Annotated in this window: 25 protein-coding genes and 1 riboswitch; of the genes, 14 read left to right on the top strand and 11 right to left on the bottom strand. The window is 70.4% G+C overall.

The genetic code is table 11. The features are described from left to right. Window positions 1–3 precede the first annotated feature (3 nt). Window positions 4–600 carry a recombinase family protein gene (locus ACIG87_RS00150; protein ID WP_396846654.1) on the top strand — a complete coding sequence of 199 codons (597 nt, stop codon included), beginning with the start codon at window positions 4–6 and terminating at the stop codon, window positions 598–600. A 77-nt stretch (window positions 601–677) separates the two neighbouring features. Here the strand turns inward: ACIG87_RS00150 and ACIG87_RS00155 are convergent, their stop codons facing one another. Both ACIG87_RS00155 and ACIG87_RS00160 read right to left on the bottom strand, forming a co-directional pair. Beyond that, the gene (locus ACIG87_RS00155) at window positions 678–2,462 is read right to left on the bottom strand and encodes a Tn3 family transposase (RefSeq protein WP_396846656.1); all 1,785 of its coding nucleotides are present in this window, start codon (window positions 2,460–2,462) and stop codon (window positions 678–680) included. Continuing rightward, the gene (locus ACIG87_RS00160; protein ID WP_396846657.1) at window positions 2,459–2,806 is read right to left on the bottom strand and encodes a hypothetical protein; all 348 of its coding nucleotides are present in this window, start codon (window positions 2,804–2,806) and stop codon (window positions 2,459–2,461) included. The genes ACIG87_RS00155 and ACIG87_RS00160 overlap by 4 nt, the downstream gene beginning before the upstream one ends. A 178-nt stretch (window positions 2,807–2,984) precedes the next feature. On the opposite strand from ACIG87_RS00160, the gene ACIG87_RS00165 reads away from it, so the two are divergent. The 6 genes from ACIG87_RS00165 to def all read left to right on the top strand — a co-directional run bounded on the left by ACIG87_RS00165 (window position 2,985) and on the right by def (window position 7,798). Continuing rightward, window positions 2,985–3,347: a hypothetical protein gene (locus ACIG87_RS00165; RefSeq protein WP_396846658.1), complete on the top strand. Its 363-nt coding sequence runs from the start codon at window positions 2,985–2,987 to the stop codon at window positions 3,345–3,347. 88 nt (window positions 3,348–3,435) lie between these two features. Beyond that, the gene (locus ACIG87_RS00170) at window positions 3,436–4,131 is read left to right on the top strand and encodes an ATP-binding cassette domain-containing protein (RefSeq protein ID WP_396846660.1); all 696 of its coding nucleotides are present in this window, start codon (window positions 3,436–3,438) and stop codon (window positions 4,129–4,131) included. Then, the gene (locus tag ACIG87_RS00175) at window positions 4,128–5,432 is read left to right on the top strand and encodes a hypothetical protein (protein ID WP_396846661.1); all 1,305 of its coding nucleotides are present in this window, start codon (window positions 4,128–4,130) and stop codon (window positions 5,430–5,432) included. The genes ACIG87_RS00170 and ACIG87_RS00175 overlap by 4 nt, the downstream gene beginning before the upstream one ends. After that, a complete protein-coding gene (locus ACIG87_RS00180; RefSeq protein WP_396846663.1) occupies window positions 5,432–6,061 on the top strand; it encodes a hypothetical protein in 630 nt (209 codons plus the stop codon). Before ACIG87_RS00175 ends, ACIG87_RS00180 begins: the two co-directional genes overlap by 1 nt. 431 nt (window positions 6,062–6,492) lie before the next feature. Next, window positions 6,493–7,278 (top strand): TetR/AcrR family transcriptional regulator, encoded by a 786-nt coding sequence (locus ACIG87_RS00185; protein WP_396846665.1) that lies wholly within the window; start codon window positions 6,493–6,495, stop codon window positions 7,276–7,278. Between the two features lie 10 nt (window positions 7,279–7,288). Then, window positions 7,289–7,798, top strand: a complete 510-nt coding sequence (gene def / locus ACIG87_RS00190; RefSeq protein WP_396846667.1) for a peptide deformylase — start codon at window positions 7,289–7,291, stop codon at window positions 7,796–7,798. A gap of 19 nt (window positions 7,799–7,817) precedes the next feature. On the opposite strand, the gene ACIG87_RS00195 is transcribed toward def, so the two are convergent. Both ACIG87_RS00195 and ACIG87_RS00200 read right to left on the bottom strand, forming a co-directional pair. Beyond that, on the bottom strand, window positions 7,818–8,603 hold the full coding sequence (locus ACIG87_RS00195; protein ID WP_396846669.1) for a GNAT family N-acetyltransferase: 786 nt from the start codon (window positions 8,601–8,603) through the stop codon (window positions 7,818–7,820). 3 nt (window positions 8,604–8,606) lie between these two features. After that, window positions 8,607–8,954: a winged helix-turn-helix transcriptional regulator gene (locus tag ACIG87_RS00200; RefSeq protein WP_396846671.1), complete on the bottom strand. Its 348-nt coding sequence runs from the start codon at window positions 8,952–8,954 to the stop codon at window positions 8,607–8,609. A 94-nt stretch (window positions 8,955–9,048) separates the two neighbouring features. On the opposite strand from ACIG87_RS00200, the gene ACIG87_RS00205 reads away from it, so the two are divergent. Then, complete coding sequence (locus ACIG87_RS00205) at window positions 9,049–9,663, top strand: malonic semialdehyde reductase (protein WP_396846673.1); 615 nt, start codon at window positions 9,049–9,051, stop codon at window positions 9,661–9,663. A 53-nt stretch (window positions 9,664–9,716) separates the two neighbouring features. On the opposite strand, the gene ACIG87_RS00210 is transcribed toward ACIG87_RS00205, so the two are convergent. Then, window positions 9,717–10,490 (bottom strand): sulfite exporter TauE/SafE family protein, encoded by a 774-nt coding sequence (locus ACIG87_RS00210; RefSeq protein WP_396846675.1) that lies wholly within the window; start codon window positions 10,488–10,490, stop codon window positions 9,717–9,719. A 175-nt stretch (window positions 10,491–10,665) separates the two neighbouring features. On the opposite strand from ACIG87_RS00210, the gene ACIG87_RS00215 reads away from it, so the two are divergent. Continuing rightward, complete coding sequence (locus tag ACIG87_RS00215; protein ID WP_396846676.1) at window positions 10,666–11,445, top strand: endonuclease/exonuclease/phosphatase family protein; 780 nt, start codon at window positions 10,666–10,668, stop codon at window positions 11,443–11,445. An 18-nt stretch (window positions 11,446–11,463) separates the two neighbouring features. Here the strand turns inward: ACIG87_RS00215 and ACIG87_RS00220 are convergent, their stop codons facing one another. Together ACIG87_RS00220 and ACIG87_RS00225 are read right to left on the bottom strand one after the other, a co-directional pair. Then, window positions 11,464–12,354, bottom strand: a complete 891-nt coding sequence (locus tag ACIG87_RS00220; protein WP_396846678.1) for a bifunctional 5,10-methylenetetrahydrofolate dehydrogenase/5,10-methenyltetrahydrofolate cyclohydrolase — start codon at window positions 12,352–12,354, stop codon at window positions 11,464–11,466. Between the two features lie 13 nt (window positions 12,355–12,367). Further along, a riboswitch (ZMP/ZTP riboswitch) is annotated at window positions 12,368–12,449 on the bottom strand. Window positions 12,450–12,489: 40 nt separating this feature from the next. Next, a complete protein-coding gene (locus ACIG87_RS00225; RefSeq protein WP_396846680.1) occupies window positions 12,490–13,494 on the bottom strand; it encodes a tyrosine-type recombinase/integrase in 1,005 nt (334 codons plus the stop codon). Window positions 13,495–13,548: 54 nt separating this feature from the next. On the opposite strand from ACIG87_RS00225, the gene ACIG87_RS00230 reads away from it, so the two are divergent. Beyond that, window positions 13,549–13,917, top strand: a complete 369-nt coding sequence (locus tag ACIG87_RS00230) for a recombinase family protein (RefSeq protein WP_396846682.1) — start codon at window positions 13,549–13,551, stop codon at window positions 13,915–13,917. 189 nt (window positions 13,918–14,106) lie between these two features. Then, window positions 14,107–14,685 (top strand): dihydrofolate reductase family protein, encoded by a 579-nt coding sequence (locus ACIG87_RS00235; protein WP_396846684.1) that lies wholly within the window; start codon window positions 14,107–14,109, stop codon window positions 14,683–14,685. Here ACIG87_RS00235 and ACIG87_RS00240 read toward each other — a convergent pair. Next, a complete protein-coding gene (locus ACIG87_RS00240; protein ID WP_396846685.1) occupies window positions 14,667–15,383 on the bottom strand; it encodes a helix-turn-helix domain-containing protein in 717 nt (238 codons plus the stop codon). The two genes, ACIG87_RS00235 and ACIG87_RS00240, sit on opposite strands and share 19 nt — an antisense overlap. Before the next feature lie 162 nt (window positions 15,384–15,545). Further along, window positions 15,546–17,138: a DUF6194 family protein gene (locus tag ACIG87_RS00245; RefSeq protein WP_396846687.1), complete on the bottom strand. Its 1,593-nt coding sequence runs from the start codon at window positions 17,136–17,138 to the stop codon at window positions 15,546–15,548. Between the two features lie 83 nt (window positions 17,139–17,221). Here ACIG87_RS00245 and ACIG87_RS00250 point away from each other — a divergent pair, with 83 nt between their 5' ends. Further along, window positions 17,222–17,947, top strand: a complete 726-nt coding sequence (locus ACIG87_RS00250) for a MerR family transcriptional regulator (protein WP_396847560.1) — start codon at window positions 17,222–17,224, stop codon at window positions 17,945–17,947. Between the two features lie 80 nt (window positions 17,948–18,027). Here the strand turns inward: ACIG87_RS00250 and ACIG87_RS00255 are convergent, their stop codons facing one another. Next, entirely contained in the window at window positions 18,028–18,756 is a 729-nt protein-coding gene (locus ACIG87_RS00255; protein ID WP_396846689.1) for an SDR family NAD(P)-dependent oxidoreductase, read from the bottom strand. A gap of 164 nt (window positions 18,757–18,920) precedes the next feature. On the opposite strand from ACIG87_RS00255, the gene ACIG87_RS00260 reads away from it, so the two are divergent. After that, window positions 18,921–19,373, top strand: coding sequence for a peroxiredoxin (locus ACIG87_RS00260; RefSeq protein ID WP_396846691.1), 453 nt, complete (start codon window positions 18,921–18,923; stop codon window positions 19,371–19,373). A gap of 67 nt (window positions 19,374–19,440) precedes the next feature. Then, window positions 19,441–20,130: a hypothetical protein gene (locus ACIG87_RS00265; RefSeq protein WP_396846693.1), complete on the top strand. Its 690-nt coding sequence runs from the start codon at window positions 19,441–19,443 to the stop codon at window positions 20,128–20,130. A gap of 76 nt (window positions 20,131–20,206) precedes the next feature. On the opposite strand, the gene eis is transcribed toward ACIG87_RS00265, so the two are convergent. Next, window positions 20,207–21,412: an enhanced intracellular survival protein Eis gene (gene eis / locus ACIG87_RS00270; protein ID WP_396846694.1), complete on the bottom strand. Its 1,206-nt coding sequence runs from the start codon at window positions 21,410–21,412 to the stop codon at window positions 20,207–20,209. Window positions 21,413–21,419: the final 7 nt, after the last annotated feature.

A 21,419-nucleotide genomic window follows, 5' to 3' on the forward strand; every position in this document is an offset into this window, starting at 1 on the left:
GCCGTGACCGCCGTGCTGATCGGATACGCCCGCTGCTCCACCGATGAGCAGGACCTGGAAGCGAACAGACAGATCTTGCTCGACCTCGGGGTGCCGGCCGAACGGATCTACCTCGACCGGGCTTATTCCGGCACCACCCGCGCCCGGCCCGGCTTGGACCAGGCCCTCGCCGCCGTGCGGACCGGCGACACCCTGGTGGTGCCCAAGCTCGACCGGCTCGCCCGTTCCGTGCCGGACGCCCGGCAGATCGGTGACTCCCTCGCCGCGCGCAGCATCCGGCTGCAGCTGGGCACGATGGTCTACGACCCGACCGACCCGATGGGCAAGATGTTCTTCAACATCCTGGCCACGTTCGCCGAGTTCGAGGTCGACCTGCTGCGGATGCGGACCAGGGAGGGCATGGCCATCGCCCGGGCCAAGGGCAAACTCAAGGGCCGGGCACCGAAGCTGTCGGCCACTCGGCAGGCGCATCTGCTCAAGTTGCACGCCGCCGGGGAGCACACCGTCGCCGAGCTGGCCGAGTTGTTCGAGGTGTCGCGGCAGACGGTGTACCGGGTGTTGGAGCGTGCCCGGGCCGCCGCGACGACGGCCGTGGTGTGACCGTGCCCGACGCCGTCGGGCCGACTGGGTAGCGGCTGGTGCGGGAGGCGTGACGGCCCGCGCCGCTGCCGGAGGGCCTACTGCTGTGCCGGGTCCGGTTGAGCTGCGGGTCTGCGGTCGTAGTCCAGCCTCTTGTCCAGGTCGAGTGTGAACGTGCCGTGCAGGGCGACGTTGGACCAGAACAGCGGGGTCAGCCCGCGCCGGTCGTGCTCGGTGAGCCGACCGGCCCAGTCCGGGTCGTCGAGTACCCGGTCGACCATGCGGATGTTGACCAGCACGAGCGCGGACTGGAGCAGGTGCAGGGCGAGCATGGAGATCTCCTGCGCTTCCCGGTCGGCGCCGGGCAGTTCGGCTTCGCGGCCGTAGTGGATGGCCACGTTCGCCGAGTTCCACTGCTCGACGACCTGGAGCCCTTCGTGGATCTCCCGACGCAGCGCGGGTGCGGCGAGGTAGTCGGCGATACTGGAGGAACAGGTCTTGAGCTGCGAGTACACGCACACGCTCTTGCGTTCGACGTGCCAGTAGATCATCACGCCGGGCCCGCCGTAGCGGGCGTGCCACTCGGTCATCAGGTTCGACTCCCACGACCTGAACTTCTTCGAGTCCGACGCGCAGGCGGTGCCGTCGCCCCACCAGCGCGGGTCACGCCCGCGCAGGGTTTCGCCCACGACTGCGGCGATGGCCCGGCGCAGGCCGTCACGGTTGACGAACAGGTGCCGCGTGCGGCGCAGCTGCGCCTCGGTGACGCCGTGGTCGCCGGCGTTGATGATTCGTTTGATGCCGATGTTCGTGCCCAGGGCGAACAGCACCAGCAGCAGCCGCTTGCGCAGTTCGCCCGGGGCCAGGTGTTCGCGGGTGGCGATGGACGTGAACTCGGTGTGCAGGCCGGTCAGCCAGTCGGCCTCCTTGAGCAGGTCGAGCAGGCTGACCACGCCCCACCGGAGGGTCACCTCGTCCTTGACCGCGTCCAGGTTCGCCGGGACGGGCTGGGCGGGCTGCTTCGACACCGAGATCCACACCTGCCCCTTGCGGGTGCCGACACTCGTGCCGGCGATGCCGGTCCGCATCGCCTCGGCCCACCTGGCGAGGGAGGCATCCAGCCGGGCCCGCAGGGCGCTCACGAACTCGGTCGGGTCGGTCGGCTGCGCGATCGCGGTGTAGTGCACGTCGCGGTGCACCTCGAAGTCGACCGGCAGGTCCGTCTCCGGATTGCGCCACGCCCGTGCCCCGACGACCCAGATCTCACGGCGGCGCAGGGCGTCGCGCAGCGCCTGCAACGCGCACAGCTCGTACGGGATCCGCTCGACGCGGCCCCGCTCGTCGACGACCGCCGCCCGCCACTGCGCCTGGACCACCCCGTCCAGGGGCACCCGGTCGGCGCGTTCGTAGTGGGTGGCGCGGCCGTCGCGGTCCTTGTACCGGTGCAGCAGGTCCACCGCGTCCATCACCGGCCGGTAGGTCGTGTTGTTGCACCGGAATTCGAGGGCGTTCAACAGCTTCGGCAGCATCGTGCGGTAGTGGTGCGAGTAGGAGCTGGCCAGCACCGTACGCACCCGCTGGCGGCGCAGCGACTCTGTGGCCTTCGCCTCCGCGACCAGGTTCTTCAAGGTCTGCTCCCCGACCGCCGGGAACACCACGTCACGCACCAATCCGTCCGGGTGCGCCACGGACGCCCCTGCCAGCTTGAACAGCACGTTCTCCTTGTCCGACACCCGCCGGAACTCAGCGATCTGCTGCCGCTCGACCCGGCGCTCCGCCCGGGTATTGATCATCCGCACCAGGTCGATGAACAGCTCCACCAGCGAGTCGGTCATCTCCGTCAGCCGGCACCAGCACAGCACCGCGAGTAGGGTCAGACTCACCTCCGGCGGGTGATCCCGGCGCAGCGTTGACGGGTATTCCGCCGCCGCCGCGCCCGCCACCGTGCGACCCGCTTCTCCGCCACGTCGGTGAACAGATCCGCCGGCAACCCGATCGCCCGTGCCCGGCGCAGCTTCACGATCTCGGCCAGCAGCGTCTCCAACCCCAGCCGGCCCGGATCCTGCTTCAACTCGTTAAAGAAGCTGCGCTCGCCGTCATCACCGACCTCCACGTCGTCCAGGCCGGCTTCGGCGTCGACCTGGTCGCCACCGGACTCGTCGCCGGTCGGCTCGTCACCGAGCGTGGCCCACAGCGCCGCCACGACGTCGGTCGGCAGCCGCGACACCAAGGCCTGACATGACCATGGACATTAATGAGACCGATCGGCGCGGAGCCTTGACAGGCACTATGGGCGAGGTATCGACTACAATGAGTGACCCCAGTCGGCGAGTGGATCACAGCCCAGGCAGGTTTCGCTGTGTCGCCGCGAACCACGGCGTGCAGCGACTACGGAAAGGGTTGTTATGCGAAAGATCTCACGGGCGCTGGCTACCGGCGTGTTCGCCTTCACCCTGGTCGGCGTGGGGGCCGGGGTCGCCGTCGCCGGCTCCAATACGGTGCAGGCCTGCACCCTCCGCGCCGATGTGCCGGACTCCGACAACAACGCATGGGTCGTCCGCGAGGGCTGCTCCAACACGGTCCCCGGCACCGGCTACATCTATGAGGACCGCAACAACTGGCCCGACGACGAGGTGGGCAAGAAGTCCTTTGACGCCGGAACGGCCTTGGTGGACGGGTCCTGCGGCAACGGCACGGGCAACTACTACTCCAAGTTCGTGTCGAGCACCGGGGCGTCGGCCGAGTCGTCGCGGGCCCAGCGCTGCTGATCAGGTCGGTCGGGCGAGGACAGAGGTTCATTGAGTGACGGGCACAGTCGAGGTTGAGAACCTCTCGTTCTCATACAGGAGGCGCCGGGTGCTTACCGGCGCCTCCTGCACCGTCGGTCGAGGAGTGACCGCCCTGCTGGGTCCGAACGGGGCGGGAAAGAGCACGCTGATCAAGTGCGTCGTCGGATTGGCGCGTCCCGATGAGGGACGGGTGGTCATCGACGGTCGGGATGTCAGCGACGGTAAGGCGGCACAGGCGTTGATCGGGTACGTGCCGCAGAATCCGTCGCTTCCCGGCTTGGCGAAGGTGCGTGATCTCGTCGCCTACGCGGCCTGGCTCAGCGGCGTGGACGCCGCGCGGACGGACGAGGCGGTCAAGGTGGCGCTGAACAAGATGCAGGCGCTGGACCTTGGGCCACGGCGGATCCGCACCCTCAGCGGGGGACAGCGCCAACGAGTCGCCCTCGCCACCGGCATCGTGCACGATCCGCAGATCGTCATTCTGGACGAGCCCACAGTCGGTCTCGACCCCGGGCAGCGACTCAAGGTGCGAGAGGTGATCCTCCACCTGGGAGCCGAGCGGCCGGTGCTGCTGTCCACCCACCTGACCGAGGACGTGGAGCATCTCGCGGATACTGTCGCTGTCCTGGCCGAGGGCAAGATCCGGTATCAGGGCCCGCTCACGGGACTGGCCACAACCCGGCCCAGCATCGATGGCCGGCCCGGGTCGCCGTTCGAATGCGCCTACGACGACCTGATCATGTCGTTCGGTGGTGCCGAATGAGCCGGTTGCGCCTGCTGCTTGGCTGGCCTGGCCCGCTCTGGGTGTTCCCAGCCGCGGCTGCGTTGATGGCAGCCGGTTCGTTCGTGGCGACCAGGAGCATGCTCGCTGCCGACTACGTCACCTGGGCGGCCGTCTCCGCCGCCTGGCATGAGCAGTTGTGGATCCCTGGGTCGGTGGCGGCTGCCGCAGCAGCGGCACTGGGCGCGGCCTACTTCCCGAGTTCCTCGCCAGTGGCCTTGCCGCTGCGCCCGAAAGTGGGCGAAGGCCTGTTCCTCACCCACGGGCTTTCCCTGGCGTTCTGGCTCTGCCTGGGGCACGCGGTCGGGCTGGTTCCGATTGAGATCGCTGCGGCGCGCCAGGCTACCGCCGGAGCCTTGGCGCTGGACGTGATGGTCGGCCTGGCCGGTCTGGTCACGTTGACTCTGATCGGTTTCTGCCTCGGCGCGGCCGTCCGGCACTGGGTGATCGCACCGGCGGTCGGGCTGCTCGCCTTCGCGATCATGGGCTTGCCTAATGCGTCGCTGTTCGCACCGATCGGGCTGATCCTGCCCGTGCGGCAGTTCGTCACCACTCCCAGGTTCGAGTTGAATCCCCCGACCACCATCTTCGCCGTTGTGGCCTCCACCGCGATCTGTCTGCTCGCCGCCTCGCTGGCGTGCTGGGCCAGGTCACACGGGTCAGTCCGCAGCACCGGCCGCCCCTTACTGACGTGGGTCGCCGCAGTGGCAGCTCTGACGGCGATCGCGTTCGCCTGGCGCCCGGAACTGTATGTGGTGGACCGCCCTGTGGCGCAGATGTGCCAGCAGGTGGAGGACACAGAGGTGTGCCTACACGCGGCTAACGCTCCGGCGATGGCTCGCACCGTCAACGTCGTGGGGCGCCTACGTGATGCCGGCCTCGCGCCGGTGCTGCACCGTGTGACGGACTTCGCGGTTTCCGATCATGACACGCCGCGCCCCGGGGAGGCGTTCGTGGATCTCGATCCGGGCCCTCTCGATCGCCGCTTCGTCGCCGCCACCATCCCCGACCAGGTCGCCTTCCTCGTCAGCGAAGCCATGACACTCCGCACGTGCTCGCAGCCGGGCCGGACTGTCGAGGGCCGTGACATCGCGGCTGTGCTGCAAGGACGAGTTCTTCAGCTGGCCGGCTTCGACCAACTGGCGAGCACCGTGGCACCAGCCCAACCACCGTCAGCAGCGCAGAAACTGACAACCATGAACGCCGAACAACTCATCCAGTTCGTTCAGACCAACCGACAGCTAGTCCGATCGTGCCTGCTCTCACCCGCCAGCCTTCCGTAATGTGTGGCCGTGTCACCGGGCTCTGGCACGCCCGCGGCGGGCCACTCGCCTCGACCGTCATCGTCGTCGCACTGGTTATCGCTGCTGCGTTTCCCGAGTTGAGTCTGTCGGTTAGCGCGGTGTTCGACCTGCCGCCTCGAGGCGTCGGCACCCCGGAGCTAGTTGCCGTCGCGCTAGCCAGCGTCCTTCCGGCGATCACCACTCCACGATTCGACGCGCGAGAACTCATCGCGCACCGGTCCGCGCGGCTCGGACACCTGGCCTACTCCACGATCATGCTCGCAGCCCCTCTGGCCGTCCTGCCGGTCTGGTACTGGGTAATCACCACCCGTCACTCCGACACGCAGTTCCCACCCCTGCACGGCCTCATCGGCAACGTGGTTGTCTTCACAAGCATCGGCGCGATTCTCTGCCTCGTCCTCGGTCCGCTGGTCGCCACCGTCACCACGCCGTCCCTGTTCGCGCTACTCGTGGTTACTCAGCAAGCCCTACCGGAATCGCTACTCAGCACGACTTTCTCCACCGGCCGATCCTGGCACAGCAACTACTGGGTCACGACCGCAGCAGCGCTCCTAGCTCTCGTACTCAGTTGGCGCCTACGAGCCGTTCCATGGCCCAACCGTCCGTGACCAGGAACTCAGCCTGACGGCTCAGCTCAGCCGCCCCATCCCCCTGCTCAAGCGACTGACCATGGACTCCGTCGCGACCACGGATGATCAACTTTTTGATTCCTCATCGCACGGTTGTTAGCGACACCCCGGGTTCGGCTAACGGACACCCCGACGGCCGACATCACCCAAGTCAAGATCAAGTATTTGGCGGGCCGGGACAGCTACCCAAGCGCGGGGCCATCTACGAGGACAGCATCACGCCCATCCACCAGGCCGGACAGGCCGTGCTGTGGGACGACCCCCAAAGCATCGACGAACATCTATTACCGGAGTCCGCGCCCGGCCACCCAACCGCCGGACCTGCCCCGGGGCCGGCGGCTCGAGGTGGTCGTCACGGCACCGACCCACCAGCCGTACACCATACGGTACGGGGAGGCTAGGCTGGCGGCATGCCCGTCGAGTACAGCGGCACCGGCGACCCCGCCCGCAGCCTCGCCCTGCTCTGGCGTACCCGGGACAAGGTCAGCCGCGGCGGCGACCTCGGCGTCGACCGGATCGTGCGGGCCGCCATCGACGTCGCCGACACCGACGGGCTCGCCGCGCTGTCCATGCGCCGGGTCGCCGAACGCCTCGGAGTGGGCACCATGTCCCTCTACACCCACGTGCCCGGCAAGGGTGAACTGCTCGACGTCATGCTCGACACCGTGCACGGCGAGACCCCCCGGCCGGTGGACGTCCCCGGAGGCTGGCGGGGCCGACTGGAACGCATCGCCCGGGACAACTGGGCGCTGTACCTGCGCCACCCGTGGCTGTTGCAGGTCGCCACCACCCGCCCACCACTGGGCCCCCAGGTCACCGCCCGCTACGACTACGAACTCCGCGCCATCGAGGGCATCGGCCTGACCGACCTGGAAATGGACAACGTGATCACCCTCGTCGGCTCCTACGTCCACGGCGCGGTACGCGGCGCAGTGGAGGCCACCCAGGCCACCCAACACACCGGCATGACCGACGAGCAGTGGTGGCGGGCACATGCCCCGTACCTGGAGAAGGCCATGGACCCGGCCCGCTTCCCGACGGCCGCCCGGGTCGGCACCGCCGCCGGCCAGGAGTACCAGGCCGCCACCGACCCGACGCGCGCGTTCGAGTTCGGGCTGGCCCGGGTCCTCGACGGCATCGCCGCCCTGGTCGCCGACCGGTGCGCCGGTGTAGCGCCGCCGGTAACGCCCAGCTAGCCTTCCGGGCATGACCGTACGCCCGATCCGGATCATCGGTGATCCCGTCCTGCGCACCGCCTGCACACCGGTGACCCGCTTCGACGACGAGCTGCAACACCTCGTCGACGACCTGATGGACACCCTGCTCGGCGCGCCCGGCCGCGCCGGGGTGGCCGCCCCGCAGATCGGCGTCGACGCACAGGTGTTCGTCTACGACGCCGACGGGCACCGGGGACACCTGATCAACCCCGTCCTCGAACTGTCCGAGGAGGAACAGGACGACGACGAGGGCTGCCTGTCCATTCCCGGGCTGTACTTCCCGACCCGCCGGGCGATGCACGCCACCGTCCACGGCGTCGACCGGCACGGCGCGCCGCTGACCATCTCCGGCAGCGGCTTCCTGGCCCGCGCGTTGCAGCACGAGACCGACCACCTCGCCGGCCGGCTCTACGTCGACACCCTGCGCGGCGACGTCCGACGGCGGGCGCTGCGGGAGATCCGCGCCGGCCGGTTCGACTCACCCAGCCGCCCCCGCTGACCAACCGACCGGCGGCGACTCAGACCGCCGTACGGTCACCGATGGTCAACGTGAACTCGCCGAACCGCGCGACCCGGGTGAAACCGAGCCGCTCGTAGAGGCGCACCGCCGCGACGTTGTCGGCCCTGACGTTCAACGTCACATGGTCGACGGTGTCGCCCAGCCGGGCGCACAACGCGGCGACCGCCCCAGCGGCCAGGCCCCGCCCGCGCGCCCGGGGATGGGTGGTCACGTTACCCAACGCGGCCACCCGGTAGGTCGGCGACCACACGTGCACCCCGGCCACCGCCACCAGCTCACCGTCCACGCGCACGCCCAGATAGTGGCCGGTGTCGAGCATCCGGGGGTCGAACCAGTTACCCGGGTAGGCGGCGGCGTACAGGGCACGCAGGTCCGGCAGGTCCGCCCCGCCGAGCACCTCACCCACGCCGGTGACCCCGGACAGCCGGGTCGGGTCGGTCAACGCCATCCGATGATGCGCCCCGGCCGGGCCGAGGACGTAGCGGCGGGACAGCGTGTGCTCCAGGCCGGGGGACAGGTGCGCGTACAGCCGGGCGGGCAGCACCGGTGCCAGGTCGTCGAGCAGGGCCGCCGCCGCCGGCCGGTCGTCCTCGGCGGCGAACGCCAGCAGCACCGGCTCGGCGGCGCCGTGGTAGAGCAGCGCCACCTGCTCACCCCGCCGGAACCACGACGTGTACGGCCAGAAGAAGTCGTCGAGGTCGCCGAGCTGGTAGGCGTGCAGCACCGGATCACGGCGCAACAGGGCGGCCAGCACGGCACGGTCGTGTTCGGCGCGGACCGGCACCGGTCAACAACCGCCGCCGGCGGGCAGGTTCTCGTCGGCCCACCGGGCGAGCGCGTCCAACGCCGGCAGCAGGGCGGCACCACGCTCGGTCAGCTGGTAACTGACCCCCAGCGGGGGCCCCTCCCGCACGGTGCGGCTGACCAGATCGACCCGGACCAACTCACCCAACCGGTCCGACAGCACCGACTCGCTGATCCCCGGCAGCGCCCGAGCCAGTTCGGCGAAGCCGGCCGGGCCCTGGGCCAGGGTGCCCAGCACCATGCCGTTCCACCGTTTGCCCAGGAACATGAAGGCCCGGGACAGCCCCCCGGGACAGGCGCGGGGCCCGTCAACCGGGGAACACGTCGTCATGCGCCCAGCATACGTGGTCTGTGACTCACCCTAGGGACTAGGAAAAAGCTAGCTGCTACCGTAGCGCAAGCATTCGATGCGACCGGAGGAAACCATGACCGACGTCCTGCCCGACCACCTGACCACCATCAGCCCCGAAGCCCAGGCCCAACTGTTCACCGAGGCACGCACCGCCAACACCTTCACCGACACCCCCATCGGCGACGACCAACTCCGCGCCATCTTCGACCTGGCCAAGTACCCGCCCACCGCCATGAACGTCCAACCCCTGCGGGTGCTGTTCGTCCGCCCCGGCGACGGCCGCGACCGACTCCTCACCCACGTCGCCGAAGGCAACCGGGCCAAGACCGCCACCGCCCCCGTCGTCGCCGTCCTCGCCGCCGACACCGACTTCCACGAACACCTCGACACCGTCTTCCCGATCCGCCCCGGCATGCGCGAACACTTCGCCGCCGACCCCACCGGCCGCGACGGCATGGCCCGGTTCAACGCCGGCCTCCAGGTCGGCTACTTCCTGCTCGCCATCCGCGCCGCCGGCCTCGCCGCCGGCCCCATGGGCGGATTCGACCCCGCCGGCGTCGACGCCGAATTCTTCACCGGCACCGGCTGGAAATCCCTGCTCCTGGTCAACATCGGCCACCCCGGCCCCGACGCCTGGTTCCCCCGCCTGCCCCGCCTGGACTACGACACCGCCGTCCGGCACGCCTGAACCCACCAACAACACCGACCAGTGGCTGGCCGGCCGGCCGAACACCACCAGGCTCAGCCGGCCAGCCACTGGTCGTACCCCAGCTTCACCACCAACGCCAACACCACCACCAACAACACCACCCGCACGAACCCCGCACCCCGACGCAACGCCATCCGCGCCCCCACCGCCGCCCCCACCACATTGCACACCGCCATCGCCGCCCCCAACCACCACCACACATGCCCGGTCACGGCGAACACCACCAACGCCCCCAGATTCGTCCCCGCGTTGACCACCTTCGCCATCGCCGAACCACGCAGAAAATCCGCACCCACCAACGCCGTGAACGCCACCACCAGAAACGTGCCGGTACCCGGACCGATCAACCCGTCATACAGGGCGATCCCCACCCCGGCCACCCCCACCGCCGCCGCCACCCGCACCCTGGTCCGCCGCCCCGGCACCGCCACCGTCCCCAACCTCGGCCGCAACACCACGAACAACGCCACCACCACCAACACCACCAACACCACCGGCCGGTACGCCCCCGCCGGCACCGACCCGGCCAACGCCGCACCCACCCCCGCACACCCCACCGCCAACACCGCCGCCGGACCCGCCACCGCCCAATCGACCCGCGTCCGCCGCGCAAACGTCACCGCCGCCGTCGACGTACCCGCGATCGCCGCCAACTTGTTCGTCCCCAACGCCGTCGCCACCGGCACCCCCGGCGCCGCCACCAACAACGCCGGCAACAGCAACAACCCACCACCACCCACCACCGCATCGACCCAACCCGCCAGGGCAGCCGCAGTGAGCAGGGTGGTCAACGACAGAGGATCCACGGCCGGCCATTCTTCCCACCCCACACCACCACCCGCCCACCCGAGTGGCCCACCTCACCGCCCCCGACGCCGACGCACCCACATCCCCACCACACCCAGCAACACGAACACCAGCACCGAACAACACAGCAACTTGATCATCTGGTAACTGTGCCACGAGACGTAGGGTGCACACGTGCGCCTGGCGACCTTCAACCTGCTGCACGGCCGCTCCCTGACCGACGGGCTCGTCGACCCCGACCGGCTCACCGCCGCCGTCCACACCCTCGACGCCGACATCCTCGCCCTCCAGGAAGTCGACCGCGACCAGTCCCGCAGCGGCCACCACGACCTCACCACCATCGCCGCCCACGCCCTCGACGCCCCCGAACACCGCTTCGCCGCCGCCGTCGTCGGCACCCCCGGCGAACAGTTCCGACCACTACGCCACGACGACGACGGCCACGGCGAACCCTGCTACGGCATCGGCCTGATCAGCCGCCACCCCGTCCGCACCTGGCAGGTCACCCGCCTGGCCCCCGCACCCGTACGATCACCCATCTACGTCCCAGGCCCCGGCGGCGGACTGCTCCTACTCCGCGACGAACCCCGCGTCGTCCTCGCCGCCGTCCTCGACACCCCCCACGGCCCCCTCACCGTCGCCGCCACCCACCTGTCCTTCGTCCCCGGCTGGAACGCCCACCAACTCCGCCGCGTCGTCCGCGCCCTGCGCGCCCTACCCGCCCCGCGCATCCTGCTCGGCGACCTCAACCTCCCCGCCGGCCCCGCCCGGCTGCTCACCGGCTGGCAACCCCTCGCCCGCCGCCCCACCTACCCCGCCGCCGCGCCCCGGATACAACTCGACCACATCCTCGCCGACCGGCAGGGCCTGCACCGACTGCCCCCGGTCACCGCCGTCGACACCCCCCGCTCGACGATCTCCGACCACCGGCCCCTCGTCGTCGACCTCGGCTGAACCCACCCCGACACCGGGTCACCCCCGCCCGACAGCCCGCCGCGCCGCCTCCAACGCGTTACGGAACAACATCGCCACCGTCGTCGGACCCACCCCACCCACCCGAGGAGTGATCGCCCCCGCCACCTCGGCACACGACTCGTCCACATCCGGCAACAACCGACGACCCGCGTAACGCACCCCACCACCGACAACCACCGCACCCGGCCGCACATGCTCCGGCCGCACGATCCCCGGCACCCCCGCCGCCGCCACCAGGATGTCCGCCCGACGCGTGTACCGAGGCCAATCCGCCACCCCGGTGTGCACCACCGTCACCGCCGCATTCGCCGTCGGCCGCTTCTGCGCCAACAACATCGCCAACGGACGACCCAACGTCGCCCCCCGCCCCAGGACCACCACCTCCCGACCCGACACCGGCACCCCGTGGAACGCCAACAACGCCTCGATCCCCGCCGGCGTACACGGCAACGGACCCGGCAGACCCAACGCCAACCGGCCCATGTTCACCGGATGCATCCCGTCCACGTCGGAGTCCGGGTCCAGCACCTGCAACGCCCGGTCGTAATCCAGATGCCCCGGAATCGGATGCTGCAGCAACACCCCGTGCACCCCGGCGTCCGTGTTGAAATCCGTCAACACCCGATGCAGATCCGCCTGCGTCGCCGACGCCGACAGCCGCACGTGCGGCGACGCGAAACCCAACTCCGCCGCCTGCTGCTGCTTGATCCGGATGTACCCGACACTCGCGTCGTCGTCACCCACCAGCACCGTCGCCAACGCCGGGACCACCCCGACCGCACGCAGCGCCGCCACGCCCTCGGCGACCTCGGCGAGAATCTGATCGGCCACCGGCTTGCCCGGCAGCAGCCGGGCCGTGGCAGTCGCGGGGGAGGAGGAAACAGACATGGCTCACCTCGACCACGGAGGCCCAGGCGGTCGACCCCCGCGACGAGCTCCCCGATGGTGGACCCATCCCCGTGCCGCCAGTCGCATCCACCTCCCACCCTGCCACAACCACACCCCGCATGGCCACGCGGCGCGTCACCCGACCTGACCACCCGCGACCAACCCCACCAACACCCGATTGGTGCGATTCGACCGCACCGCCGCCCGCTGCTGACCCGCCGTCACCTCGATGTACGTCTGCGACGACGCCAACGACGCATGCCCCAGCAACCGCATGATCTCCGCCGCCCCCGCCCCGTCCTCGGCCAACCGGGTGGCGAACGTGTGCCGCAACGCGTGCAACCGGGCCCCCGCCGGCACCCGATCGGTGATCCCCGCACGCCGGTAACAGGAATCCACCAGGTACTGCAAACCACCGCGACGCAACGGCTCACCCTGGCGATCCACCAACAGCACCGCATCCGGCCGTACGCTGCGCGCCCCGAACCTCCGCCGCCGGCTGTCCAGATAGGCCGACACCACCTCGTCCAGCTCCGGCTCCACCGGCACCACCCTCGGCCGGCCACCCTTGCCGGCCACCGCCACCCGCCGCTCCCCGGCGCGTCCCGACACCGACGACACCCGCAACGCCAACAACTCCGCCAGGCGCAGCCCCGCGCACAGCGCCAACGCCAGCACCGCCACGTCCCGCTCCGGCCACGGATCACGCTGCCGCCCGTCCTCCCGCGCCACCGACGCCAGCAACACCTCCGGGGTGTCCTCACCCCGCAACGGCTTGGGCTGGGGGAGCGGCGTACGGGGACGCCCCACCGCCGGCATCGGATTGCCCGCCACCACCTCCTCGGCCACCAGGAACGTGAAGAAGCCGTTCCAACTCGACCAGGCCCGGTGCACCGACGCCGCCGCCCGGACAGCGGCGAACCGGGCGAACGCCGCGCGCATCACCCGGGGGGAGAGGGCGGAGATCATCAGATCGCCGAGCGGCAGGGGAGGGGTGTGCTCCTCGCCGATCAGCCCCGCGACGGTGCGCAGGTCCCGGCGGTACGCCTCCTGGGTGTGGGGGGAGGGCTTGCGGGTGGCTCGGGCGGTCAGGAACTCCTCGATGAGCCGTTCGACCGATGCGTCCTGTTTGTCATGCATAAGGGATATTATGCAGCTTTCTCGGGTTCCCGACCACCCCGGAAGAGGGGAGCGGTGCGCCACCAGATCCCGGTGGCCATGCCGGGCCCCGGCCTTCGACAGCGGCGGTCCCACCGGATGCGGGCCGACCCGCGTACGCCGGGCGCCTCGGCGCGCACGAGGGATGTCGGCCGCAGCCTGCGCGACCTGGTCGACATCGTCGCCACCCCTGAAGAACGCGGCGTTGGGGTCAAGTCGCTGACCAACGGCATCGTCGACACCACCACCGCGCACGGCAAGCTGGCCTTCGACATGTTCGCCCTCATGGCCGAGTATGAAGCCACCCTCATCAAGGAACGCACCTTCGCCGGCCTGGCCGCTGCCCGCACCGGCGGCCGCAAACCCAAGATGTACCGCAATATCCGCACTGACACCGTGGTCTGACCCCCTGCCGTGTCCGCATCCACCGCGGCATCGAGAGGCAGGTCCTGGTGCACCGGCCTGCCTGCCTGCGCGCCGTCGGCGGCGTCCTCGACGCTTTTGGATTCGCTGTCGTTTCCGTCCAAGACGGCCGCTGCGGCCGCGATCTAGCGTGGACCCGGCAACCCGCCCGAGCATGAGGAGACAGCACAAATGCGTGACCTGGTGTACACCGGTTTCATGTCGCTCGACGGCGTCGTGGATTCGCCCGGCGGCGGGCCGGGAGAGGGGCATCGCAGCGGCGGGTGGGTGGTCAAGGACCTGGAGTTCGTCCCCGAAGCCTGGTCGCTGAAGGGCGAGGAACTCTCCGACACCACAGCGCTGATGTTCGGCCGCCGCAGCTACGAGGCGTTCGCGCCGGTCTGGCCCGGCTCGGAGGACCACGCCGGCTACAAGCTGCTGCCCAAGTACGTGGTATCGAGCACGCTGCCTGGCGACGCCCTCGTCGACGGGTGGGGGCCGACGATGATCCTGCGCTCGACCGAAGACGTCGCCGCACTCAAGCAGGGCGAGGGCGGTGCGATCTTCATCCATGGGAGCGCGGAGCTGGCCAGGCGGCTCTCGGACGCGGGCCTGATCGACCGGTACAACCTGCTCATGTTCCCCGTGCTGCTCGGTGCCGGCAAGAGCCTGTTCGGCCGGGCCGACCGGGACAAGCACATGCTGACGCTGCGGGAGTCGGCGAGCTACTCGAACGGGATCCTGAAGCTGATCTATGACGTCAAGCGTTGATCCGGACCCAGATCGAGGGCGATCGCGCCACCGGCGCCTTCGCGCAGCTGCCTGACGGTGCGTCCGACGTAGGAGCGCAGTGCCCGGGCCAGGTGCGGCTCGTCGAAGTAGTCGAGCTTGGCAACGACGTCGGCGGCCGGGTCGCCGACAGCCAGCAGCTGCGCCGCTGTGCGGGCCCGCTCGATCTGCCGGACCGCGCCCCGCGTCAGTCCCGTCGCGGCGCGGAACCGGCGTTCGACTGTGCGCCCCGAAACGGCCGGGCGGTGCCCCCGCAGCACCTCGGCGACAAGCCGGTCACGGACCACGATCCCGGCCCGAACGAGACTTTCGACCAGCGCCTCGGCATCGTCCGGGCCGGGCGTCTCCCAACGCGCGCCGTCCAGCCGGAACGTCCGACGCGTGGTGTCGGGGAGCCCGATGCCGCCGTCGACCAGCGCCGACGTGGGCACGGCCCGCAACGATATGCCCACGGCGAACTCGATGCCGGTAAAGGTCGCGCCCACCGGCACCGGCGCCGTGCCGGTCCGGGTCTCGGGACCGGTGATGCCCGCGTACGCCTGGCCGGCCTGCTCCCAGAACACCAGGCCGCAACGCACTCCTGCGACGGAGGTCATCGTAGTGACCTGCTCGCTGGTGCACGTCCACACGGTGTCGACCCACGGCGAGTCGGACCGGCGCGTCTCGAACCGCAGTTCCACGGGCGAAGGATACGCCGCTCGGGTCTCGGTGATCCGGCCGTTCGTGGGTGACGATCCGACAGGTTCAACTTGACATAATGTGCATTATCGAATGTGGCCCGGTGCGCAGGTGGAGGCCGGTGACCGGTCGACTCATCGGGGTGATCTTCCTGTACGGCTCGACTACGGTCGCTGACTCCTACGGTGTCCGCGACCGGCGCTGCGGGAACGTGCCTGTGCCACCAGACGCGCCACCTCGTCCGCAGTGGCCGGGCCCGGGTTGACCACGCTCGCCCAGCCCTGCACGGCGTAGGTCGGATGTGGCATCAGGCGGTCGGTCTCCGCGAAGTCGAGCCCGTCGCGGTGCGCGGCGAACTCCTCCGGGCCGTAGCCGAACAGCTTGCGGAACTCGGCGCGCCCCACCTCGATGTTGAGCCGGTACCGTCCGGGCTCGGACAGGCGGGACCGCTCATCGACGTTCGGCACGTCGTGCAGGACGATCGTGGCGAACGGCCGCATCCGATCCTCGCCGACGAAGAAGAACCGGTCGCCCCAGGTGTAGGGCGGCATCTCGGAGCCCGGTGGGATGCGGGTCTCGGTCACCCCGGGAAGGCCGGTGATCCGGGCCGCGTCGGCCGCCCCCGGCTCGGAGCCGATGTGCAGGATCGCGTCGCAGGTCTCGATCGTGCCGGTGTCCAGCGGGAAGTACCCGAGCAGGTCCCCCACGCGTTCGCGTAGATCGGCACCGGTCGGCGGTGGGAAGATGCCGGTCTCCGGGCCGAGCCGTTCCTCGTAGGTTCCGGGTTCCGGTTGCCCGAGGCCGACCGGACCGCTCGCCCCGAGGCTGCCGGCCACGTACACGTACCTGTCCCCGAGCAGCAGCGACACTATCGAACCGGCGCCGTTCCACTGTGCTGCCAGGTCCATGCCGTTCCCGTGGGCGGTCCACCGGCTCGGGTGCCGTTGCAGGTGGGCGTTGTGGGCGGCAACCAGGGTCGGTCCGCGGTCCCGCTCGTGCGCGTGGATGTCGAGGAGGTTCTGCGCCATCAGCACGTCACGCACCGCGAGCAGGCGGCCGATCCGCTGCGACGGGGTGCCCGGTTCGGCCATCGCGGCGTGGTAGGTGAGCAGGCCGATGGCCGTGCTGGCGAGCACCCTGGCCCGGTTCCAGGACTCCGGGGAGGTGTCCCTGATCAGGCGGGGGGCGTCGGCGTACAACTGGGTTCGGAGGTCCTCGGCGAGACCGCGCAGCGCGGCTGCCTCCGGTGACCGGCCGGGAGACCGCGTCGCGTCGAACATGATCTCCGGTGCGGTCCAGCGCCCCTCGTCGCCGACCAGGCGATCCAGGCCGGGCGTCGGCACGCCGAGGTATTCCTGCAGCTCACGCAGAAGTGGTCCGGGGCTGGGCGCGCCGGTGATTTCGGTGGGAGCGTCGAAGCCGTGGAAGGCGATGCGTTCGCCGGCCGGCAGCTTGTCGTTGTGGGCGCGTAGCCAGTCGACCAGTTCGCGGCTGGCGGGGTGGGTGCCCCAGCCGTGACTGATGCCGGTGGTCAGGTCCAGGTCGTCGCGCCGGCCCTGCACGTAGTCGTCGACGGCGAGGCCGGCGGCCCGGTCCGACTCGATCGCAATCGACCGGAAGCCGTACCCGGCGAGTGTCTCGAGAATCCGGTTGCGCAGGTGAGGGAATGCCGGCTCGCCGTGGTAGGGCTCACCGATCGCGAGCAGGTGCGGCCGTCGTGCGGAGATCAGGGACTGCAGCTCGGTGTCGAAAGCCATGACCTCAACCGTATCGTTGAATCAGCGGTTGAAACTTTGACCTGCTCCGACCTGGGGAGAACCCGTTGAAGTCTAAAAAGGCGGTGTACCGGCCGGTGGATCTGGGCCGGGCGCACGGGTTGACCGCGCAGGCGGTCCGCAACTACGAGCAGGCCGGGGTGATTCCACCGGCCGCGCGGACGGCGAGCGGTTACCGGGTCTACACCGAGGACCATGTGGGCGCGCTGAGCGCTTACGTCGCGCTTATTCCGGGGTACGGCTACCGCGCGGCTGGTGAGATCATGAGGTCGGTGCTCCGCGGTGATCTCCCGACGGCCCTGGCCGTGATCGACACCGCGCACGTGCAGCTTCAACGGGACCGGGAGACCCTGGACGGGGTCGCCTCGGCGGCTGTCGTGCTTGCCTCCTCCGCACCGGCCGCCCCGGGCCCGGACGGGCCTGTCTCGGTCGGTGTCCTCGCCCACCGGCTCGGTGTCACCCCGGCGACCCTGCGCAAGTGGGAGCGCGCCGGGATCCTGGCCCCGGCCCGGTCACGGACCGCCCGGACCTATTCGTCCGGTGACGTGCGTGACGCCGAACTCGCCCATCTGCTTCGGCGTGGCGGTTACCTGCTGGATCGCATCGCTGCCGTGATCGAGCAGGTTCACGCCGCCGGTGGGCCCGGTCCGCTGGCGGCCTCCATCGACCAGTGGCGGGAGCGGATCACGGCCCGGGGTCGGGCGATGCTCACCGGGTCCGCCCGCCTCGCGGACTACCTGTCCTTCCTCGATCTGGTTGCGGGTGACGCCTCCACCTCGTCCGATGGGTGAACGGGCTTTTCGGCACGTACGCGGACGGCGGCGGCTGTTCACCGGTGGGGTGGTTGGTGTGCCGGTACCGTGCAGCCGGTCTACAGGCCGCCGGCGACGCGCAGCACCGTGCCGGTGGTGTAGCTGGCGTCGGGGCCGAGTAGCCAGGCGACGGCGCCGGCGACCTCGTCGGGTTCGCCGGCGCGGCCGAGTGGGATGCGGTCGACGGCGGTGTCGGCGCGGTCGGGCATGCCGGAGTCGGCGTGGATGTCGGTGCGGATGATGCCGGGGGCGACGGCGTTGACCCGGATGCCGCGCGGGGCGAGTTCCTTGGCCAGCCCGATGGTGAGGGTGTCGGTGGCGGCTTTGACCGCGGCGTAGTGGATGTACTCCCCCGGGCTGCCGAGGGTGGCGGCGGCGGAGGAGATGTTGACGATGGCGCCGCCGTGGGTGAGCCGGCGGGCGGCCTGTTGGGCGCAGAGGACGTAGCCGATGAGGTTGACGTTGACGACCCGGCGTAGGTCGTCGGGGCGCAGGTCGGTGAAGGGGCCGATGGGGCTGGTGACGCCGGCGTTGTTGACCAGGGCGGTGAGGGGGCCGAGGTCGGCGGCGGCGGTGAAGAGACGGTCGATGTGGGTCGGGTCGGTGGTGTCGGCGGGGACGGCGACGGCATGGTGGCCGAGGCGTTGGATGTCGGCGACGACGGTGGCGGCGGCCTGGTGGTCGTGGTGGTAGCCGATGGCGATCCGGTGGCCTTCGGCGGCGAGCCGTCGGGCGGTGGCGGCGCCGATGCCTCGGCTGCCGCCGGTGATGACGGTGACCGGATTCAATGCCCTGCTCCCCTGTTCGTGCGGTGGGCTGACGTTACCGTCCGCGGCGGGGTGTGCGGTGCTCACTCGGCGGTGTGGTGTGGGTGCGGTGGTGGAGGGGGCGGCTGGGGTGATCGCTTACGCTCACCGCGCGTCGGACGGATCGGTGGAGGTGTGTGGTGGGTGTGAGTGTCGGTGATCTGGTGGAGAATTTCGCGCTGCCGGACGAGACGGGTACGCCGCGGCGGTTGTCGGAGTTGCTGGGGTCGGGGCCGGTGGTGTTGTTCTTCTATCCGGCGGCGATGACGCGGGGGTGCACGGCGGAGAGTTGTCATTTTCGGGATCTGGCGGCGGAGTTCGCGGCGGTGGGGGCGCAGCGGGTGGGGATCAGCCGGGATCCGGTGGCGAAGCAGGCGGAGTTCTCGCGGTTGCACGGGTTCGACTATCCGTTGTTGTCGGATGTCGAGGGTGTGGTGGCGCAGGCGTTCGGGGTGCGGCGGCGGTTGCCGTTGGGGCCGTTGAGCATCCGGCGGATGACGTTCGTGATCGGGGTGGATCGGCGGGTGCTGGCGGTGATCCACAGTGAGCTGGGGATGAATGAGCACGCTGATGAGGCGTTGCGGGTCCTTGGGGGTTGATCTTCCGGTTGTCGCAGTCGACTGGTATCAAGGCAGGAATCAAACACATGTACGGAAGAGGGCTGTGATGGCGGGCCAGGGTTTGTCTGATGACGAGGTGCGGGGTATCCGGGAGGCGTTGGCGGCGGGTCGTAAGCCGAAGGTGGTGTTCACCGCCTCGGCGGGGCAGATCGCCGGGCAGGTGGGTCAGGTGGTGGAGCTGACCGATCCGGCGGTCTCCGACGAGTTCGTGGTGGTGCGGTTCGGTCGTGACGAGTTGCCCTTCTCCCCTGCCGATGTGGCGGTGGCGCCGCGTGGGACGGGTCGTCGGGTCGTCGAGCCGAAGCCGGAGGCGGAGGCGGTCGCGGAGCCGGTCGCGGCGGTGGAGCCGGAGTTCGTGCTGGACACGCCGCCGGTGCCGGTGCCGCGTCGGGAGGAGTCGAAGGTGGAGTCGGTGGTGGAGAAGCCGGCGGCGCGTCGGCCGGTGAAGGTGGCGAAGCCGAAGGGGCCGGCGGGGTTGACGGTGACCCTGGCGTATGCCGACGGTGAGTGGACGGTGGCGGCGCAGCAGGGTGCGAAGGCGCTGGCGAAGCCGTATGTGGTGAAGCCTGCAGAGGCGTTGCGGATGGTGGCCCTGGTGGATGTGCCGGGGGTGCAGGAGGCGGTGGAGCAGATCCTGTCGGCGGAGCGGTCGGAGGCGGAGCAGCAGGCGGAGAAGCTGCGGGCCGAGTTGGCGGAGATCGAGGCGCGGTTGGCGGAGTTGCGCGAGGCGCGTTGAGGTCGGTTCGGGTGGGGCGGCCCTGGTCGGGGCCGCCTGTTCGAGGTTGCGGTGGGCGGGCGTGGTCGGCGGTGGGTCAGAAGTAGTCGCCGAGTTGGGCCGGGCCGGCGGCGGCGAGCAGGTCGAGGGGGGCCGGGTCGGTGCCGGCCGGGTGGTGCAGCAGGCCGGCTTGGGCGAGGGTGCGGGCGGTGGCGGCGCCGGTGTAGAGCAGGGCGAAGCCGCGGATGGTCAGGTGCAGGTCGGTGTCGGCGGTGGTGCGGCGTAGGTCGGCGGTGCCGTCGGTGATCTCCAGGTGCCAGGTGCCGGTGTTCCAGTCGGCGAGTGGGTCGTCGAGGGTGAAGGTGGTGGTGCCGTGTACGTGGGCGGGCCAGCCGCGGTCGCGTACCGCGTGGGTGACGTCGACGGGGCGGTGCATCCAGGTGTCCTGGTGGTGTTCGCGGGCTTTCTCCACCGGTAGGTGGGCGGTGACGGCGTCGCCGGGTAGCAGGGTCAGTCGCAGGGTCGGGGCGACGCTGCGCCAGCTGGCGAGGATGCCGACGAGTTCCCGGGCGGCGTCGCCGGTGGTGGCGGCGAGGTCTTCGATGGTGAGCGTGCCGTCGGCGCCGTAGCCGTGGCGGCGGTTCCAGGCGGCGTAGCCGACCAGGTGGCCGCGGTGTTCGACGAGGGTGAGGCCGTCGTAGGGCAGGGTGTGGTCGGCGGTGTGGCGGGCGCGGTGGTGGTCGAACAGGGTGCCGCGACGGGTGAGCAGGCCGCGGCGGTGGCGGGCGGTGTGTGCGTACAGGTCGTCGACGGCGGGCAGGTCGTCGGGGCTGCCGGGGCGGACGGTGAGGTGTGGGCTGGGGCGGTGGGGGGTGAGCAGGGCAGTGGGGAGGTCGACGGTGCGTCGTGTTCCGGCGATTTCCCAGCCGCAGGCGCGGTAGGGGGCGGCGACGGTCGGGAAGAGCGCGCTGATGGCCGCGCCCCGGTCGTGGGCGCCGCGGAGCAGGGTGGTGAGCAGGGCGCGGGCGACGCCTCGGCCGCGGGTTTCGGGGGCGACGGCGACTCCGGCGATGTCGGCGGCGGCGATGGCGCGGCCGTCCCACCACTGGTCGTGGTGCAGGTCGATGGCTTTGCCGATGAGCCGGCCGGTGTGGTCGAACGCTCCGTAGCGGGTGGTGCCGGGGGTGGGGGTGGTGGTCTGTGGTGGTGGTTGTGGGTCGGAGCCGAAGGCGGTCCGACCGAGGCGCCAGGCGTCGGTGGCGTCGTCGTCGGTGAGTTCACGGATGTGGGTGGCGCTGTGCATGCGGGCG

The organism is Micromonospora sp. NPDC051925, assembly GCF_044548625.1.
Classification (GTDB): domain Bacteria; phylum Actinomycetota; class Actinomycetes; order Mycobacteriales; family Micromonosporaceae; genus Micromonospora.